The 18,256-nt window shown below is 70.9% G+C and carries 18 protein-coding genes and 1 pseudogene; 15 read left to right on the forward strand and 4 right to left on the reverse strand.

Features of this window, described 5'->3' with window-relative positions; genetic code table 11:
• Positions 1-186: 186 nt before the first annotated feature.
• The 5 genes from ABZ939_RS02920 (at position 187) to ABZ939_RS02940 (ending at position 4,599) form a co-directional block, all read left to right on the forward strand.
• Positions 187-1,302, forward strand: coding sequence for a PfkB family carbohydrate kinase (locus ABZ939_RS02920; protein WP_361848291.1), 1,116 nt, complete (start codon positions 187-189; stop codon positions 1,300-1,302).
• Positions 1,303-1,408: 106 nt separating this feature from the next.
• On the forward strand, positions 1,409-2,431 hold the full coding sequence (locus tag ABZ939_RS02925; protein WP_361848294.1) for a PhoH family protein: 1,023 nt from the start codon (positions 1,409-1,411) through the stop codon (positions 2,429-2,431).
• Positions 2,432-2,443: 12 nt separating this feature from the next.
• The gene (gene ybeY, locus ABZ939_RS02930) at positions 2,444-2,941 is read left to right on the forward strand and encodes an rRNA maturation RNase YbeY (RefSeq protein WP_361848297.1); all 498 of its coding nucleotides are present in this window, start codon (positions 2,444-2,446) and stop codon (positions 2,939-2,941) included.
• Positions 2,942-2,948: 7 nt separating this feature from the next.
• Entirely contained in the window at positions 2,949-4,256 is a 1,308-nt protein-coding gene (locus tag ABZ939_RS02935; protein ID WP_361848300.1) for a hemolysin family protein, read from the forward strand.
• Positions 4,246-4,599 (forward strand): MmcQ/YjbR family DNA-binding protein, encoded by a 354-nt coding sequence (locus tag ABZ939_RS02940; RefSeq protein ID WP_361848303.1) that lies wholly within the window; start codon positions 4,246-4,248, stop codon positions 4,597-4,599. Before ABZ939_RS02935 ends, ABZ939_RS02940 begins: the two co-directional genes overlap by 11 nt.
• Before the next feature lie 3 nt (positions 4,600-4,602).
• On the opposite strand, the gene ABZ939_RS02945 is transcribed toward ABZ939_RS02940, so the two are convergent.
• The gene (locus ABZ939_RS02945; protein WP_361848306.1) at positions 4,603-6,006 is read right to left on the reverse strand and encodes an MFS transporter; all 1,404 of its coding nucleotides are present in this window, start codon (positions 6,004-6,006) and stop codon (positions 4,603-4,605) included.
• 112 nt (positions 6,007-6,118) lie between these two features.
• Here ABZ939_RS02945 and ABZ939_RS02950 point away from each other — a divergent pair, with 112 nt between their 5' ends.
• The 8 genes and pseudogenes from ABZ939_RS02950 (at position 6,119) to ABZ939_RS02985 (ending at position 12,326) form a co-directional block, all read left to right on the forward strand.
• Positions 6,119-6,985, forward strand: coding sequence for a helix-turn-helix transcriptional regulator (locus ABZ939_RS02950; protein WP_361849095.1), 867 nt, complete (start codon positions 6,119-6,121; stop codon positions 6,983-6,985).
• A gap of 120 nt (positions 6,986-7,105) precedes the next feature.
• Entirely contained in the window at positions 7,106-7,828 is a 723-nt protein-coding gene (locus ABZ939_RS02955; protein ID WP_361848309.1) for a hypothetical protein, read from the forward strand.
• 27 nt (positions 7,829-7,855) lie between these two features.
• Positions 7,856-8,218: a cytidine deaminase gene (locus ABZ939_RS02960; RefSeq protein WP_361848312.1), complete on the forward strand. Its 363-nt coding sequence runs from the start codon at positions 7,856-7,858 to the stop codon at positions 8,216-8,218.
• A 247-nt stretch (positions 8,219-8,465) separates the two neighbouring features.
• Entirely contained in the window at positions 8,466-9,800 is a 1,335-nt protein-coding gene (locus tag ABZ939_RS02965) for a beta-xylosidase (RefSeq protein ID WP_361848315.1), read from the forward strand.
• A gap of 70 nt (positions 9,801-9,870) precedes the next feature.
• Positions 9,871-10,815: a DUF916 domain-containing protein gene (locus tag ABZ939_RS02970; protein WP_361848318.1), complete on the forward strand. Its 945-nt coding sequence runs from the start codon at positions 9,871-9,873 to the stop codon at positions 10,813-10,815.
• A gap of 38 nt (positions 10,816-10,853) precedes the next feature.
• Positions 10,854-11,795: a GTPase Era gene (gene era, locus ABZ939_RS02975; RefSeq protein ID WP_361848321.1), complete on the forward strand. Its 942-nt coding sequence runs from the start codon at positions 10,854-10,856 to the stop codon at positions 11,793-11,795.
• 173 nt (positions 11,796-11,968) lie between these two features.
• A pseudogene (locus ABZ939_RS02980) lies at positions 11,969-12,061 on the forward strand (tetratricopeptide repeat protein); the annotation flags it as partial.
• A gap of 112 nt (positions 12,062-12,173) precedes the next feature.
• The gene (locus tag ABZ939_RS02985) at positions 12,174-12,326 is read left to right on the forward strand and encodes a hypothetical protein (RefSeq protein WP_361848324.1); all 153 of its coding nucleotides are present in this window, start codon (positions 12,174-12,176) and stop codon (positions 12,324-12,326) included.
• On the opposite strand, the gene ABZ939_RS02990 is transcribed toward ABZ939_RS02985, so the two are convergent.
• Both ABZ939_RS02990 and ABZ939_RS02995 read right to left on the reverse strand, forming a co-directional pair.
• Positions 12,323-12,586 carry a protealysin inhibitor emfourin gene (locus ABZ939_RS02990; protein ID WP_361848327.1) on the reverse strand — a complete coding sequence of 88 codons (264 nt, stop codon included), beginning with the start codon at positions 12,584-12,586 and terminating at the stop codon, positions 12,323-12,325. The genes ABZ939_RS02985 and ABZ939_RS02990 overlap by 4 nt on opposite strands.
• Before the next feature lie 12 nt (positions 12,587-12,598).
• Complete coding sequence (locus ABZ939_RS02995) at positions 12,599-13,666, reverse strand: M4 family metallopeptidase (RefSeq protein WP_361848330.1); 1,068 nt, start codon at positions 13,664-13,666, stop codon at positions 12,599-12,601.
• Between the two features lie 332 nt (positions 13,667-13,998).
• On the opposite strand from ABZ939_RS02995, the gene leuA reads away from it, so the two are divergent.
• Both leuA and ABZ939_RS03005 read left to right on the forward strand, forming a co-directional pair.
• Positions 13,999-15,756: a 2-isopropylmalate synthase gene (gene leuA, locus ABZ939_RS03000; RefSeq protein ID WP_361848333.1), complete on the forward strand. Its 1,758-nt coding sequence runs from the start codon at positions 13,999-14,001 to the stop codon at positions 15,754-15,756.
• Between the two features lie 356 nt (positions 15,757-16,112).
• Complete coding sequence (locus tag ABZ939_RS03005) at positions 16,113-16,805, forward strand: TerB family tellurite resistance protein (RefSeq protein WP_361848336.1); 693 nt, start codon at positions 16,113-16,115, stop codon at positions 16,803-16,805.
• Between the two features lie 13 nt (positions 16,806-16,818).
• Here ABZ939_RS03005 and ABZ939_RS03010 read toward each other — a convergent pair whose 3' ends face one another.
• Positions 16,819-18,204 carry an FAD-binding oxidoreductase gene (locus ABZ939_RS03010; RefSeq protein ID WP_361848339.1) on the reverse strand — a complete coding sequence of 462 codons (1,386 nt, stop codon included), beginning with the start codon at positions 18,202-18,204 and terminating at the stop codon, positions 16,819-16,821.
• Positions 18,205-18,256 lie beyond the last annotated feature (52 nt).

An 18,256-nucleotide genomic window follows, 5' to 3' on the forward strand; every position in this document is an offset into this window, starting at 1 on the left:
GCAACGGACGGCCCGGAGAAGCCCGGAGGGTCGGAATTTACCCATTCCGCTTGTGATCTGGGTCACCATGGGTTTGGAGCCGGATTCCCAGGGTATGAGCGCCCGCTTTCCTGGCCTCGTCACCCCCGTCACCCGACCCCCATCAGGCACACTGACCTGATCCGCACCACGTTCGGGGAGGCCGCCGTGACCAGCGCAAGGGGAGACCAGCAACACGACGCCGGAGTCGACCCGTTGGTGTGCCTGCGCGAGCCCACCGACCCCGACTGCGACGTCTTCCTCACCGGCACGGTCTTCCTCGACATCATCTTCACCGGCCTCGACAGCGCCCCCGTGCGCGGCACCGAGTCCTGGGCCAGGGGCATGGGCTCCAGCCCCGGCGGCGTCGCCAACATGGCCACCGCCCTCGCCCGCCTCGGCCTGCGCACCTCGCTCGCCGCCGCCTTCGGCGACGACCACTACGGCGAGTACTGCTGGGACGCCCTGGAGCAGGGCGAGGGCATCGACCTCTCGCTCTCCCGGACCGTGCCCGGCTGGCACTCCCCGGTCACCGTCTCCATGGCGTACGAGGGCGAGCGCACGATGGTCTCCCACGGCCACGAGGCACCGCCCCTGGACGGCGCCCTGCCCGCCTATCCGCCGCACGCACGCGCCGCCGTCGCCTCGCTCGCGCCCGGCCGCACCGAGGAGTGGGTCGCCCAGGCCGCCCGCGGCGGGGCGAAGGTCTTCGCGGACGTCGGCTGGGACGAGACCGGCCGCTGGGACCTGAAGGGCCTGAGCGACCTGGAGCACTGCGAGGCGTTCCTGCCCAACGCGCAGGAGGCGATGCGGTACACCCGTACCGACTGCCCGCGGGCCGCCGCCCGGGCGCTCGCCGACAAGGTCCGCTACGCGGTGGTCACCCTGGGTGCGGAGGGCGCCTACGCGGTCGACGGGGCCACCGGCGAGACCGCCGAGGTGCCGGCGATCCAGGTCTCCGCCCTCGACCCGACCGGCGCCGGAGACGTCTTCGTGGCCGGGTTCGTCACCGGGACGCTCGCGGACTGGCCGCTCGCCGACCGGCTGGCCTTCGCCGGACTCATCGCGGCGCTGTCGGTGCAGGAGTTCGGCGGCTCGCTCTCCGCGCCCGGCTGGGGCGAGGTCGCCGCCTGGTGGGAGCACGTCCAGGACCACGCCGGCCAGGACCCGGACGCCCTGCGTGCCCGCTACGCCTTCCTGGAGCGGCTGCTCCCCGCGGCCACCCGCCCCTGGCCCCTGCGCCGGGCGGTCCCCACGATCGGCTTCAGGCCGGCCCCGTCGTAAAAGCCTTCGGCCTTGTCAGTGACAAGTCGTAGGCTTGGTATCCGAGAGGTTGTCGAGCAGCGAGAACCCTGCAACGGGAGGTATGTGCAGGCCACAGTGCCGGCCCATGACTCAGACACCCACAGCCCCCAATGGCGCGCCGGGCGAGGCCCGCGCCCACTTCACCGTCCCCGCCAAGCATCCGATGGTGACCGTTCTCGGCTCCGGTGACGCTCTCCTGCGCGTGATCGAGAAGGCGTTCCCGAAGACCGACATCCATGTCCGGGGAAACCAGGTCAGCGCGGTGGGCGAGGCGACGGAAGTCGCCCTGATCCAGCGACTGTTCGACGAGATGATGCTGGTGCTCCGCACCGGACAGCCGATGACGGAGGACGCAGTGGAACGCTCGATCGCCATGCTCAGGGCGAGCGAGAACGGCAAGACGGAGGCGGGCCAGGAGACCCCGGCCGAGGTGCTCACCCAGAACATCCTCTCCAGCCGCGGTCGCACCATCCGCCCCAAGACCCTCAACCAGAAGCGGTACGTCGACGCGATCGACAAGCACACGATCGTCTTCGGCATCGGCCCCGCGGGCACCGGCAAGACGTATCTGGCCATGGCCAAGGCGGTCCAGGCCCTGCAGTCCAAGCAGGTCACCCGGATCATCCTGACCCGGCCGGCCGTCGAGGCGGGCGAGCGGCTCGGCTTCCTGCCGGGCACGCTCTACGAGAAGATCGACCCGTATCTGCGGCCGCTCTACGACGCGCTGCACGACATGCTCGACCCCGACTCGATCCCGAAGCTGATGGCCTCGGGCACGATCGAGGTCGCGCCGCTGGCGTACATGCGAGGACGGACGCTCAACGACGCGTTCATCATCCTCGACGAGGCGCAGAACACGAACCCCGAGCAGATGAAGATGTTCCTCACCCGCCTCGGCTTCGACTCGAAGATCGTCATCACCGGTGACATCACCCAGGTCGACCTGCCCGGCGGCACGAAGAGCGGTCTGCGCCAGGTCCGCGAGATCCTGGACGGCGTCCAGGACGTCCACTTCTCGATGCTCACCTCCCAGGATGTCGTCCGGCACAAGCTCGTCGGCCGTATCGTCGACGCGTACGAGCAGTACGACAGCCGCAACGGGAAGTAGCAGAAGAGCACCATGTCGATCGACGTCAACAACGAGTCCGGAACCGAGGTCGACGAGCAGGCGATCCTCGACATCGCCCGCTACGCCCTCGCGCGGATGCGCATCCACCCGCTCTCCGAGCTCTCGGTGATCGTCGTGGACGCGGAAGCGATGGAGCAGCTCCACATCCAGTGGATGGACCTGCCGGGCCCGACGGACGTCATGTCCTTCCCGATGGACGAGCTGCGCCCGCCGTCGAAGGACGACGAGGAGCCCCCGCAGGGGCTCCTCGGTGACATCGTGCTCTGCCCCGAGGTCGCCACCCAGCAGGGCAAGGACGCTCCGACGCAGCACTCCATGGACGAGGAGCTCCAGCTCCTCACCGTCCACGGAGTGCTGCACCTGCTCGGCTACGACCACGAGGAGCCGGACGAGAAGGCCGAGATGTTCGGCCTCCAGGCGGCCATCGTCGACGGCTGGCGCGCGGACAAGGGCCTGACCGGCCCGTCCCCGGCGCCGACCGTCTCCTGAGCCCCCGATGAACGCATCGCTGATCCTCGGCGCGGTCGGCCTGGTGATCGTCGCCTGGCTGGCCGCCTGTGCCGAGGCCGGAATCGCGCGCGTCTCCAGCTTCCGTGCCGCCGAGGCCCTGCGGTCGGGACGGCGCGGTGCCGAAAAGCTCGTCGAGGTCGCCTCCGACCCCACCCGCTACCTCAACATGGCGCTGCTCGTCCGTGTCTCCTGCGAGATGGCGGCCGGGGTCCTCGTCACGTACGCCTGCCTGGAGGAGTTCTCCGAGACCTGGCAGGCGCTGCTCGTCGCCATCGCGGTGATGGTGCTGGTCTCGTACGTGGCCGTCGGTGTGTCGCCGCGCACCATCGGCCGGCAGCACCCGCTGAACACGGCGACCGCCTCCGCGTACGTCCTGCTGCCGCTGGCCCGGGTCATGGGCCCGATCCCGCAGCTGCTCATCCTCATCGGCAACGCGCTCACCCCCGGCAAGGGCTTCCGCAAGGGCCCCTTCGCCTCCGAGGCCGAGCTGCGCGCGATGGTCGACCTCGCCGAGCAGGAGTCGCTGATCGAGGACGAGGAGCGCCGGATGGTGCACTCCGTCTTCGAGCTCGGTGACACGCTCGTACGGGAGGTCATGGTGCCGCGTACCGACCTCGTCTGCATCGAGCGGTACAAGACGGTCCGTCAGGCGCTCACCCTCGCGCTGCGCTCCGGCTTCTCGCGGATCCCGGTCACGGGTGAGAACGAGGACGACATCGTCGGCATCGTGTATCTGAAGGACCTGGTCCGCAAGACGCACATCAACCGCGAAGCCGAGGCCGACCTGGTGTCGACGGCGATGCGCCCGGCGGCCTTCGTGCCGGACACCAAGAACGCGGGCGACCTGCTGCGGGAGATGCAGCAGGAGCGCAACCACGTCGCCGTCGTCATCGACGAGTACGGCGGCACGGCCGGGATCGTCACGATCGAGGACATCCTGGAGGAGATCGTCGGCGAGATCACCGACGAGTACGACCGGGAGCTCCCGCCGGTCCAGGAGCTGGGCGACGACCGCTATCGCGTCACCGCCCGCCTCGACATCGGGGACCTCGGCGAGCTGTACGGCTTCGGCCCGGACGAGTACGACGACGAGGACGTGGAGACCGTCGGCGGCCTCCTCGCCAAGGCGCTGGGCCGCGTGCCGATCAGCGGCGCCAAGGCGGCCGTGGAGCTGCCCGACGGGCGCTCGCTCCGGCTGACCGCCGAGTCCCCGGCGGGCCGGCGGAACAAGATCGTCACGGTGCTCGTGGAACCCGTGACCGTCGCGGTGGAGGGGAAGCCCGATGACGCCTGACCAGGTGCGCGCCTTCTGCCTGGACTTCAACGACGCGACGGAGGAGTTCCCCTTCGGGCCGGACACCTCCGTCTTCAAGGTCGCCGGGAAGATGTTCGCGCTGTCCTGGCTCGACGGCCGACCGCTGCGGATCAACCTCAAGTGCGAGCCGGAGGAGGCGGTACGGCTCCGTGAGGAGTACCCGGCCGTCGCCCCCGGCTACCACATGAACAAGCGCCACTGGAACACGGTGACGGTCGGCGGGCTCCCGGACCGGATGGTCCGGGAACTCATCGAGGACTCGTACGACCTGGTGGTCGCGGGTCTGCCGAAGGCGGTACGGCTCCGCCTCGACCGGCCGTAGCGCCTACGCGCGCTTCCGGAGGCCGACGGCCACCAGCACCGCCGCGCCGAGCACGATCGCCGCGTCCAGGGCGAGGACCGTGCGGACACCCCCGTACAGGTCCCCGCCCGTGGTGGCGAGCACCCCGAGCAGCGGGATCCCGACGGTGATGCCGACCTGCTGGGTGGTGGTGACCAGACCGGTCGCCAGACCCTGCTCCTCGTCCGGGACACCGGAGGTGACGGTCAGTCCGTACGAGATGATCGCGCCGAGGTGGCACATGGACGCCAGGGAGACGGCGACCGCGGCGAGAACAGCGCCCGATTCCGTACCGATCCCGAGCAGCGCCGCCACGAACACGCCCTGCCCGGCGAGGGAGAACACCAGGGTGCGGCGGGCGCCGAGCCGGCCGATCACCTTCGGCGCGACCGATCCGGCGAAGACGGACACCGCGCCCTGCACGCCGAAGACCAGGCCGGTGGCGAACGCCGAGAGGCCCAGCGTCTCCTGGAGGTACAGGGTCAGCACGAAGACGACCGTGGACATCATGGAGAAGGTGATGAGCCCGCCGAGGTTGCCGAAGGCGACCGTCCGCCGGCGCAGCATCGGCAGGGACACCAGCGGGGACTCGTGCCGGGACTCGACGACCACGAAGGCGGCGAGCAGCAGCACCCCCGCGACCAGGGTGACCAGCACGTCCGCGCCGCCGAAGCCGCGTTCGGCGGCCGTCGACAGGGCGTAGATCAGGGCGAGCAGTCCGCCGGTGACGGTCACCGCACCCGGCACGTCCAGGCGCGGCCGGTCGGGGGTACGGGACTCGGGCAGCAGCCCCGGCGCCAGCGGCAGCACGATCGCGCTGAACAGCGCGAGCAGCCCCATCGTGGAGCGCCAGCCGAGCGTGTCGGTCATGACCCCGCCGAGGATCATGCCGGTGGTGAAGCCCAGCGAGAGCAGGGTGCCGGAGATACCGAGCGCGCGGTCGCGCAGCGGACCCTCCGGGAACGTGGTCGTCAGCAGGGACATGCCGGTCGGCACGATCGCCGCCGCACCGAGGCCCTGCAGGGCGCGGCCGGCCAGGAACGAGGCGGGGTTCCAGGCGAAGGTGGCGAGCAGCGAGGCGGCGCCGAAGAGCGCGAGACCCGCGAGGAACAGCTTCTTGCGCCCGTAGAGGTCGCCCAGCCGACCGGACAGCAGCAGGAAGCCGCCGGACGGAAGGGCGAACGCCGTGACGGCCCACTGGAGCCCCGACTGCCCGAGTCCGAGGTCCGCGCCGAGCACCGGGAGCGCCACGTTCAGGACGGAGAAGTCGAGGGCGACCATGAACTGGGCCGCGCACAGGACGAAGAGGATCAGCCGGGAGCGGCCGGTCAGGGACGGGGGAGCGGTGGTGCCGGGGGAGGAGGTGGAGGGGGACGTGTCGATTGCCATGGCCACCACCCTCGGCGCGCGGGAACAACCGTGGGGAGCGGGAACTTATCCTGTTGGTCGCACCACCAGGCATCCCGGGGGAGGAAGCATCGTGGCCACAGCGCTCGAGAGCATGGACGCCAAGGCGCACCGACTTGCCGAGCTGCGCGAGTTCCTGATGAGCCGTCGGGCCCGGGTCTCCCCGGCCGACGCGGGTCTCCCGGACGGCGGCGCCCGTCGCCGTACGCCCGGTCTGCGCCGGGAGGAGGTCGCCGTCCTCGCGGGCGTCGGGGTCTCCTGGTACCAGTGGCTGGAGCAGGGCCGGGACATCACGGTCTCGCCGCAGGTGCTCGACTCGGTGGCGCGGGTGCTGCGGCTCAGCGGGGCCGAGCGCCGCCACCTGTACGTCCTCGCCGGGCTCAACCCGCCCGCGCCCGAGGTCGATCCGGAGGCGCGGGACATGTGCGCGGGGCTGCGCCGGCTGATCGACGCGTGGATGCCGTTCCCGGCGCACATCATGGACGTGTACTGGAACACGATCATGTACAACGAGTCGGCGGCGGTCGTCCTCGGCATGCGCCCCGAGATCTCGCAGAACTGCCTCATCTCGTTCTTCACCGACCCGATCTACCGCTCCCGGGCGACCGACTGGGAACGGCTCGCCCCGCAGGTCGTCGCCCAGTTCCGGGCCGCCTGCTCGGAGTGCCCCGACGACGAGGGCTTCCGCGCGGTGGTGGAGGAGGTGAAGGCGGCGAGCGAGGAGTTCACCGAGCTGTGGGAGCGGCGGGACATCGCCCCGGGCGGCCAGATCCGCAAGCAGATCGAGCACCCGCTCGTCGGTGTCCTGCACGTGGAGTCCACGCAGTTGAGGGTGCCCGCACGCCCCGACCTGACGATCATCATGCACACCCCGCTGCCGCAGGGGGACACGGCCGCGAAGCTGGAGTGGCTGGTCTCCCCGGAGGGGCGGCGCGGGGCGATGTATCCGATCGCGGGCTGAACGGGCTCCTGCCGTAAGGCACTGTCGGAGGGCCCGTATATTCTCCTCGCGATCCGGCCGTCCCCCACCGTGTGCCGGGCTTGTCCCATCACCCTCGTACCCGCAAAGGGCTCATTCACCATGCGCACTCGCATCCGCCACGGACTGGCCGCCGCTCTCGCCGTCTCCGCGCTCTCCCTGACCGCCGCGTGCGGTGGTGGCGACGCCAAGGACGACGCGAAGAAGGACGGCGACAAGCCGGCCGCCACGTCCGCGGCGCCCACCTCCGAGGCGCCGGCCACGCCGCTGACGGCCGCCCAGATGAAGGCCGCCGTCCTGGAGCTGAAGGACCTTCCGTCGGGCTGGAAGGTCAGCAAGGCGGACCCGACCACGACCGTCTACAAGGCCGACAAGCCCGAGTGCCAGCCGTTCGCCGACGTGATGAGCGACGAGATCGCCGGTGCCACCAAGGGCGCGAGCGTCGACTTCACCGTGGGCAACAACGAGGCCGAGCTCAGCGAGGAGGTCGTGACCTTCGCGGGCACCGGCGCGGCGGACTTCACCAAGAAGCTCGGCACCGCGCTGAACAGCTGCACCGACTTCACCGTCGAGGCCGAGGGCAACAAGATCAAGTTCGCGGCGACGAAGCTCACCGGCCCGCAGGGGGTCGAGGAGGCGCACGCCTTCGGTCTGTCGATGGAGGTCGCTCCCGGCATCAAGATCACGCCGAACCTCGTGGTCGCCCGCCAGGGCACCGGCGTCATCCGGTTCCTGCACCTCGCGGACGCCGCCACGGCCAAGAAGGACTTCGACACCCTCGCCAAGCTCGCCACCGACAAGTTCGTCAAGGCCGCGCAGGGCTGACCTCATGCCCCGACCTATGCTCGGGGCATGACACTCAGCAGCGACCACGGCGACCTCGGCGCCGAGGACCTCAAGATCATCACGCTGGCGCGCAGCGCCCGCGCCCGCAACGGTGTGCCCGAGGGCGCGGCGGTACGGGACGAGACCGGCCGCACGTACGTGGCGGGGACCGTGGCTCTGGAGTCGCTCAAGCTGAGCGCGCTCCAGACCGCGGTCGCGATGGCCGTGGCCAGCGGCGCCCAGTCCCTCGAGGCCGCGGCCGTCGTCTCGACCGCCGACGCCGCCTCCGACGCGGACCGCGCGGCGGTACGCGACCTCGGCGGGCCCGAGACCCCCGTCCTGCTCGCAGGCCCCGACGGGCAGCTGCGCGCGGCGGTCACGGCGGGCTGAGGTCCGGCGGACTCGAAGGGGGCCCGGCATGACGCCGGGCCCCCCTTTCGCGCGCCTGCGCAGAACGACTCCTCCGAGGAAGCGCTCTTCGTACCGCAGGCCTCCGTGCTGACCAGGTAAAACGTCGATCTTGACGGTGATCTTGACAGTATCTGATGGGTCATCAGTCGGTGCATTTCGATTCCATTGACTTCTCCTGACGCTCGGCCGTCAATGGCGCCCTCTCATCCCTCAGGAGGGGGCACACATGGCACTCAGAACCCCGACCCGAAGACGGCGCTGGACCGCCGCCCTCGGCGTCGCCGCACTCGCGGTCGCCGGCGGCGGCGCGCTGGCCGCTCCCGCCGGCGCCCTGGCGGCCGCGTCCCAGGCGGTGGACTTCCCGACGCACTGCGTCCCGCCGCCGATCGCCGGCATCCCGCCCATCGACGGCACCACGACGGCCGAGATCACCGTGGACAAGCCCACGCCCAAGGTCGGCGACACGGTCACCGTCACCTACAAGGTCACCAAGCCGGCCGCGTCCAACCCGGTCGACCTGGCCCTCCCGGCCGACATCATGACCCCGAGCGGCAAGGTCGTCCTCGGCGGCGCCCAGACCGGCGCGGTCACCGTCACCGGGCCCAAGAAGAACGACCCCGTCCCCGGCAAGGGCGCGTTCCCGCCGTTCTCGATGACCGGCACGTTCACGGTCACCGCGCCCGGCTCGATCACCCTCTCGCCCGGCGACTACAACATCCACACCAGCTATCTGATGGAGCTGGACACCCCCTGTACCGTCACCAACCCGCCCGCCCCCGTCTCCGAGACGATCACGGCGAGCGCGCAGCCGGGTGCCAACGAGCGCAACATCTCGCTCGGCACGGCCTCCGGCGCACCGGGTGTCCGGGTCACCGTGACCGGCGCCAAGTTCACCCCGCTCGCCGAGGTCACCGTCGTCGGCCGGTCCGGAGCGGCGGAGACCGCCGACCGGATGACCGTCACGACCGACAGCGAGGGCGGGTTCGCCGCCCGTCTGATGGTCAACGACAAGGCGACCACCGGGATCGTGGCGTACGAGGGGGCGGCCTGGGACCCGGAGAAGGGCGCCGGACCGGCCGCGTACACCGTCATCGACGACACCCCGCCGCCGCCGAACAGCCAGAAGCTCAACGCGGCCGTCACGGCGGGCGAACTGTCGATGACCCAGGCCGGTGACACGGTCCAGCTGTCGTCCGTCGACTTCGGACAGGGCGGCGCGGCGACCGGCGATCTGAAGACGGTGACGGTCAAGGACTTCCGCGGCGGCCCCGCGGGCTGGTCCCTGACCGGCAAGGTCACCGACTTCACCGGACCCGGCGGCTCCATCGGCGCCGGAAAGCTCAGCTGGACCCCTGCCTGCACCACCAAGGCCGGCAGCCCCAGCACCTGCGTTCCCGGCTCGGCGGGCACGGTCGGCAGCGGCGGGGCGACCCTCGCCTCGACCCCGAACGGCACGCTCACCGGCGGTGAGTTCACCGTCGACGCGAAGGTCTCCCTCGACGTCCCGGCGTTCACCGCGCCCGGCTCGTACGCGGGCGTCCTGACCCTGACCCTGAGCTGATCGCCCACAGAAACAGCGGGCCGGGCGCGCACCCGGTCGGCCCGCTCCGACCCCGGGGGTTCACCGCACCGTGCGCAGGAAGCTGTACGTCATCGTCCTCACCGCCGCCCTCGTCCTGCTCGGGGCACCCGCCGCCCCGGCCGCGGAGAACGGCGAGTGGGCCGTCTACCCGGCCGCCTCCCGGCTCGGCAGCCGGCCCTACTTCTATCTCTCCGCAGACCCCGGCACGACCCTGACCGACCGGGTCACCGTCACCAACAAGACCGGCGCCCCGCTCAGCTTCCGTCTCTACGGCGCTGACGCCTACAACACCGAGCGCGACGGCGGCTTCGCCGTCCGTACCAGCCGGGAGAAGCAGACCGGCGCCGGTGCCTGGATCACGCCCGAACGCACCCGCGTCACGGTCCCGCCCCGCTCCTCCGTCACCGTGCCCTACACCCTCACCGTCCCCGCCGACGCCGAGCCCGGCGACCACCCCGGCGCGCTCGTCGCCCTCGACGAACGGATCGAGGCGGGCGGAGGCTCCGTCGCCGTCGGTGTGCAGCGGGCGGTCGGAGCGAGGGTCTACCTCAGGGTCAACGGCCCCACGGTCCCCGCCCTCGCCGTCGAGGACGTCACCCTCGACCAGGACCGCCCGCTCGTCCCCGGCGCCGGTACGAGCACCGCCCTCATCTCGTACACCCTCCACAACCGTGGCAACGTCACGCTCAACCCCAAGGTCGCCCTGCGCGCCGAGGGCGTCTTCGGCCGCACCCTGCTCGCCCGCGACCTGGCGAAGATCCCCTCCGAGCTGCTGCCCCGCCAGAAGATTCGGCTCACCGAGCGCTGGACGGGATCGCCGCAGTTCGACTGGGGCGAGGTGACCCTCACGGCCACCGCGAAGGACGTACGGGAGTCCGGGCGCGCGTCCTTCCTCGCCCTGCCCTGGCTCGCCGCCGCGGCCGTGCTCGCAGGGGGAGTGGCGGCGCTGATCGGGCTGCGGGTGCGGCGTCGCAGGGGGTCCGCCGGGCGCTGAGTACGTGACGACGCCGCGCATCGGGGAGAATGGCCCGCATGAGCGCTCGTAATCAAGAATCCGAAGCCGTCCACCGGGCCGGCTTCGCCTGCTTCGTCGGCCGCCCCAACGCGGGCAAGTCCACCCTCACGAACGCTCTGGTCGGCCAGAAGGTGGCGATCACCTCCAACCGGCCACAGACCACCCGGCACACCGTCCGCGGCATCGTGCACCGCCCGGACGCGCAGCTGATCCTGGTGGACACGCCCGGCCTCCACAAGCCGCGCACCCTCCTCGGCGAGCGGCTCAACGACGTCGTGCGGACCACGTGGGCCGAGGTCGACGTGATCGGCTTCTGCCTGCCGGCCGACCAGAAGCTCGGCCCCGGCGACCGCTTCATCGCCAAGGAGCTCGCGGGGATCAAGAAGACCCCGAAGGTGGCGATCGTCACCAAGACCGACCTGGTCGACTCCAAGACGCTCGCCGAGCAGCTCATCGCCATCGACCAGCTCGGCAAGGAGCTGGGCTTCGAGTGGCAGCAGATCGTCCCGGTCTCGGCCATCGGCAACAAGCAGGTCCAGCTCGTCGCCGACCTGCTGATCCCGCTCCTGCCGGAGTCCCCGCCGCTCTACCCGGAGGGCGACCTCACCGACGAGCCCGAGCAGGTGATGGTCGCGGAGCTGATCCGCGAGGCGGCTCTGGAAGGCGTACGGGACGAGCTGCCGCACTCGATCGCGGTGGTCGTCGAGGAGATGATCCCGCGCGAGAACCGCCCGGCGGACAAGCCGCTGCTCGACATCCACGCGAACGTCTACATCGAGCGCCCCAGCCAGAAGGGGATCATCATCGGCCCGAAGGGCAGCCGCCTGAAGGAGGTCGGGATGAAGTCCCGCAAGCACATCGAGGCACTGCTGGGGACCCCCGTCTTCCTCGACCTCCACGTCAAGGTCGCGAAGGACTGGCAGCGCGACCCGAAGCAGCTGCGCAAGCTCGGCTTCTAGCCCGGCCCGAGACGGTACGGCCGGAGGCCGGCGCAGCCGCCCGAAGCCCGTCCGGCCCCCCGGGGCCGAGCGGTGCGAGGACGGCAATGTGAGAGGGGTCCCGAAGCAGCTGCGCGAGCTCGGCTTCTGGCCCGGCCCGAGACCGCCCGGCCGGAGGCGGCGCTCGAAGCAATCTCGCCCTCATCCATCTGCAGAGGGGAGAGCCGGACAAGGCGATCCCCCTGTTCGAGCAGGCCCTCGCCGCGAGCGTGCGCGTGCTGGGCGAGGGGCATCCGCACCTCCCCGCCGGCCGTCTCAATCGCGCAGAAGCGCGTCCTCGGCACGGCCCACACCGACTCCCTCACGTCCGCCCACAACCTCGGGCTCGCCCACCACACGGTGGGACACCTGGGCAAGGCCATCCGGCTCTACTGGAAGGTGCTGTTCCTGAGCACCTCCGTCCTCGGCGAGGACGACCCCCTGACGATGTCCGCCCAGGCCCACTACGCCGCCGCCTCCGCCGAGCGGGACGCCCGCCGAAGGGCGCGCTAGGCGCCTTCGTTCAGGACCTTCGTGATCAGAGCGCGCTGCGACTCGGTCAGGCGGGGGTCCCCGCAGCGGACCGTCTCGCCGTCGATCGTGATCTCATACGAGAAGCCGTCCGGCACGCTCCGGACGTCACCGTCGCCCTGCCGGAGGACGGTGACGGCGAGCGTGCGCCACTCCCCGGCGTCCGGCCGGCCGGAGGTGTCCACCTCGGCCGACCGCTCGATGCCCGCGAAACCGCCGGTGCGCCGCACTCGAATACGCATGCCTCAGGTCTATCAGTCCGTCGGCACGCCCACGGCCGCCCAGGACTTCAGCACCGCCTGGATCTCCTGCCCGTCCCCGTACCGCGCCTTCGCCGCCGCCACCGTGGCCGCCGCGAACTCGGCGAACCGGGTCTCGGGCGTCAGCGTGCCGCCCGTCATCACGTCGTACCAGATCTGGCCTGCCCGCTCCCACGCGTTGCCGCCCAGCTCGGTCGCCGCCAGGTAGAAGGCGTGGTTGGGGATGCCCGAGTTGATGTGCACCCCGCCGTTGTCCCGGCTCGTGCGGACGTAGTCGTCCATGTGGCCCGGCTGCGGGTCCTTGCCGAGGACGTCGTCGTCGTACGCCGTGCCGGGCGCCTTCATCGAGCGCAGCGCCGTCCCCTCCACGTTCGGGTGGAACAGCCCCTCGCCGATCAGCCAGTCCGCCTCCGCGGCGCTCTGGCCGCGCGCGTACTGCTTCACCAGTGAGCCGAAGACGTCGGAGACGGACTCGTTGAGCGCACCCGACTGGCTGAAGTACTCCAGATTCGCCGTGTGCTGGGTGAAGCCGTGTGCCAGCTCGTGACCGATCACGTCCACGGGGAGGGTGAAGTCGAGGAAGATCTCGTCGTCACCGTCGCCGAACACCATCTGCTCGCCGTTCCAGAAGGCGTTGCCGTAGTTCCGGTCGTAATGGACCGTCGCGAGCAGCGGCAGGCCCGCGCCGTCGATCGAGTCCCGGCCGAAGGCCTTCAGGAAGAGGTCGAAGGTGGCGCCGAGCCCGGCGTACGCGCGGTTGACGGTGGCGTCCCCGGTGGCCTCCTGTCCCTCGCCGCGGACCTCCGTGCCCGGCAGCTCGGTGCCGTGCTCGGCGTCGTAGATGGTCCGCCGCGGGCGCGCGGACTCCGCCGGTTCCGCGGCCGGGGCGGAGAGGGCGGAGGTGGCCGGGGGGAGCACGCGGGCGGTACGGGCCGCGGCGTCCGCGACCAGCGTGCGCCGGGCGGCGGCCGCGATCGCCGGGTTCCCGGAACGGGCCAGGTGCTCCAGCAGGTGCGGGGGCACGATGGAGCAGAAGACGGGGTGGTGCGCGTGGGAGGTCATCCCAGCAATGTGGCACTGGGTCATGGAACTGTCACTAGGGGCGACCATGATCCGCGAAATGGAGTGATTCGTCACTCTTTCGTATTGACGCCCGACCCGTCCCGCATACTGAAACAGGACGTCCGCCTCCGACGTCCTTGAGCTAGGCTGCGGCACATCATGCGTTTCGGGCTGCTTCTCCTTAGCTGCCGCGGCGAGGGCCTGTAGTCGTAGGCCGACCCCCTCCCCGCGGGACCTGGTGTTGCGTTCGACCAGTCGGCCTCCCCCAAGCTCTCGGCTTCGCTCGAGCAGGGGGGACCTCCACTCCCGCTGGACCCGAGGAGCCCCACGCAATGTCCCAGCCCGTTGGCCGCCCGACGCCCATCACCAACGCCACCCAGATGCAGAAGCCGTCCGGGATGCCGATCCACAAGTACGGCCGGTACGAGGCCGTGCACATCCCCGATCGCACCTGGCCCGAGCAGCGCATCACCAAGGCCCCCCGCTGGCTGTCGACCGACCTGCGCGACGGCAACCAGGCCCTGATCGACCCGATGAGCCCCGCCCGCAAGCGCGAGATGTTCGACCTGCTGGTGCGCATGGGCTACAAGGAGATCGAGGTCGGCTTCCCGTCCTCCGGCGACACCGACTTCGCGTTCGTGCGCTCCATCATCGAAGAGGGCGCGATCCCGGACGACGTCACCATCTCCGTACTGACCCAGGCCCGCGAGGACCTGATCGAGCGGACCGTGGAGTCCCTGGTCGGCGCCAAGCGCGCCACCGTCCACCTGTACAACGCCACCGCGCCCACCTTCCGCCGGGTCGTCTTCCGCGGCTCGAAGGAGGACATCAAGCAGATCGCCGTCGACGGCACGCGGCTGGTCATGGAGTACGCGGACAAGCTGCTGGGCGACGAGACGGTCTTCGGCTACCAGTACAGCCCGGAGATCTTCACCGACACCGAGCTGGACTTCGCCCTGGAGGTCTGCGAGGCGGTCTGTGACGTCTGGCAGCCCGAGGAGGGCCGCGAGATCATCCTCAACCTGCCTGCCACCGTGGAGCGTTCGACGCCGTCCACGCACGCGGACCGGTTCGAGTGGATGTCCCGGAACCTGACCCGCCGCGAGTTCGTCTGCCTGTCCGTCCACCCGCACAACGACCGCGGTACGGCGGTGGCGGCGGCCGAGCTGGCCATCATGGCCGGCGCCGACCGCATCGAGGGCTGCCTGTTCGGCCAGGGCGAGCGCACCGGCAACGTCGACCTGGTGACGCTGGGCATGAACCTGTTCTCGCAGGGCGTGGACCCGCAGATCGACTTCTCGCAGATCGACGAGATCCGCCGGACGTCCGAGTACTGCAACCAGATGGAGGTCCACCCGCGCCACCCCTACGCGGGCGACCTGGTCTACACGGCCTTCTCCGGCTCCCACCAGGACGCCATCAAGAAGGGCTTCGACGCCATGGAGGCCGACGCGGCCGCCGCCGGCAAGACCGTGGACGAGATCGAGTGGGCGGTGCCGTACCTGCCCATCGACCCGAAGGACGTCGGCCGCTCGTACGAGGCCGTGATCCGGGTCAACTCGCAGTCCGGCAAGGGCGGTATCGCGTACGTCCTGAAGAACGACCACAAGCTGGACCTGCCGCGCCGGATGCAGATCGAGTTCTCGAAGATCATCCAGCAGAAGACGGACACCGAGGGCGGCGAGGTCACCCCGGCCGCGATCTGGTCCGTCTTCCAGGACGAGTACCTGCCGAACCCGGACAACGCCTGGGGCCGTATCCAGCTGCGTTCCGGCCAGACCACCTCCGACACGGACGGCACCGACACGCTGACCGTCGAGGCGGTCGTCGACGGCGCCGACACCGTCCTGAGCGGCACCGGCAACGGTCCGATCTCCGCCTTCTTCGCCGCCCTGCAGTCGATCGGCGTGGACGCCCGCCTGCTGGACTACCAGGAGCACACGATGAGCGAGGGTGCCTCCGCGCAGGCCGCCTCGTACATCGAGTGCGCCATCGACGGCAAGGTCCTGTGGGGCATCGGCATCGACGCCAACACCACCCGCGCCTCGCTGAAGGCCGTCATCTCGGCGGTCAACCGCGCCGCGCGCTGACGCTCCGCGAGCCGGTGCCCCGCATCCCCTCAGGGGGTGCGGGGCACCGCTGCATGTGATCCCGCCACCCTTTCAGGTTGACTCGATCTTCGCGCCGAACACGAGTGAGGGTGACCTGGCGACCACCGGATCCCCGTTCGGGCCGGGTGTGATCGGGATCGCCGCGGCCGTGGTGGCCGTGGGCGTGGTTTCGTCGCGTACTCGGTGCGGAAGCGCCGCGGCCGCCTCTCCTGGCGGCGTCGTGTCTCGGCCATGTCCGTGGCGTTCTGCCGACGAGGTGCTGACGCCACATCACGGATGTGGTTAACATCACGCCCACGTCGGCAGCGTTGCCGGTTCGTCAAGGGAGGTGCGGCATGCGGTCTGCCCGGGAGTCACGTAGTCGAAAAGTGGGCATCTGCGGCATTCGCACTTCCTGGAACACCGTAGGCGACGGCGAGTTCTTCTGCGAGGAGTGCGGCGGCGACCGCAACTACCGCCGCCGCACCGGCCGTCGGCGCTTCGCGGTCCTGGGCGTCCCCGTGCTGCCCCGCGGCCACGCCGGACCGGTCGTCGAATGCGCCGCCTGCCACACCCACTTCGGCACCGACGTCCTCGACCACCCGACGACGAGCCGCTTCTCCGCGATGCTGCGGGACGCCGTGCACACCGTCGCCCTCGCCGTTCTCGCGGCCGGCGGCGCCTCCTCCCGTACGGCGGTGGACACCGCGGTCGCGGCGGTCCGCGCCGCCGGATTCGACGAGTGCACGGGCATCCAGCTCACCGACCTCGTCGAGGCGCTGGCGGCCGACACCGGCCGCTTCCTGCCCGACGAGGGCAGCGGGGGCGCGGCCCTGGCCATCGAGCTCCACGAGGCCCTGGAGCCGCTCGCCCCGCACCTCGCCGCCTCCGGGCGCGAATCGATCCTGCTCCAGGGAGCCAGGATCGCCCTCGCGGACGGGGCGTACAGCCCGGCGGAACGGGACGTGCTCAACACGGTCGGCAACGCGCTGGCGCTGTGCGCCGACGACACCGCCCGGCTGCTCGCCACCGCCAGGACGCTCCTGTAGCGGACGGCTTTCGTCACGGCGCGATGTTGTGGTTGAGGCGGAACAGGTTGCCGGGGTCGTAGCGGCGCTTCACCGCCCGCAGCCGGTCGTAGTTCTGCCGGTAGTTGGCCCGCACCCGGTCCTGGTCGTCGGTGTCCATGAAGTTGATGTACCCGGCCTCCTCGGTGTGCGGCCGCAGGTCCCGGTCGTACGCCCGCGTCCAGGCGATGTTCGCCTCGTTGTCGGCCGGGTCGGTGTGCGTCGTGCCGAAGGCGGCCGAGAAGGAGGCGTCCCGGTAGGCGAACGCGGTCTCGTCGGGCCCGACCCGGTGGCACGCACCGTCGATCGGGAAGAGGGCCGTGTCGCTCTCCAGCGAGGGCATCGTCTCCCCGTAGCGCATGTGCACCTCGATGGCGCCGTCGCTGAGATCGCGGCTGAAGTTCCCCTTCCAGTAGTGGTAGAGGCCCGGCGGCAGCTGCTCGTCGAAGAGCGTGTTGATCACCGGGTACGGCATCCGCTCCACGAACCGGCCGATGACGGGACCCAGCTCGCCGAGGAGACGGAGCACCTTCTCGTCCTCGGAGGCGGGGCCGCTGAAGCAGGTCATCAGAGCGCAGACCGGGCGGCCGTGCCAGCGCTCCGGCAGGAACGGCATGTCCGGGCCGAGCGCGATGACGAAGATCGTGTTGAGCTCCTCGGGGGCGTCGGCGTTCATGTCGCGCCAGCGCCGGGCCAACTCCGCGTCGAGCGGATAGAACACCGCGCCGCCCAGGATGTCCGACAGCGGGTGGACGCGGTAAACGAGCGAGGTGACGACGCCGAAGTTGCCTCCGCCGCCGCGCAGCGCCCAGAACAGGTCCGGGTGCCGCTCGGCGTCGCAGGTGACGAGGGCGCCCTCGGCGGTGACGACATCGGCCTGGACGAGGTTGTCGCAGCTCAGCCCGTAGCGGCGGGCCAGATTGCCCATGCCGCCGCCGAGGGTGAGACCGGCGACGCCGGTGGTGGAGACGACCCCGCCGGTGGTGGCCAGGCCGAAGGCGTGCGTGGCGTGGTTGAAGTCGCCCCAGGTGCAGCCTCCGTCGGCACGGGCGGTGCGGGTCACGGGGTCGACGCGGACCGAGCGCATCCGGGACAGGTCGACGACGAGCCCGTCGTCGACGGTGCCGTACCCGGCGACGGCGTGGCCGCCGCCACGGACGGCGAGCGGCAGCCCGTTGTCGCGGGCGAAGAGGACGCCGGCGATCACGTCGCCCGCGTCCACGGCGCGGACCACGACGGCCGGGTGGCGGTCGTGGATGGCGTTGTAGACCCGGCGGGCCTCCTCGTACGACGGGTCGCCGGGGACGACGACCTCGCCGCGGACGGCGCCGCGCAGGGTGTCCAGCGATTCGAGCGGGAGTTCCGTGGTCATGGTGTTCATGACCCCGTTCTAGGCCGCGGGGGCAGGCGCGGGCATCGCCGGAACCACCCAC

The organism is Streptomyces sp. NPDC046712 (assembly GCF_040645695.1).
Lineage (GTDB): Bacteria > Actinomycetota > Actinomycetes > Streptomycetales > Streptomycetaceae > Streptomyces.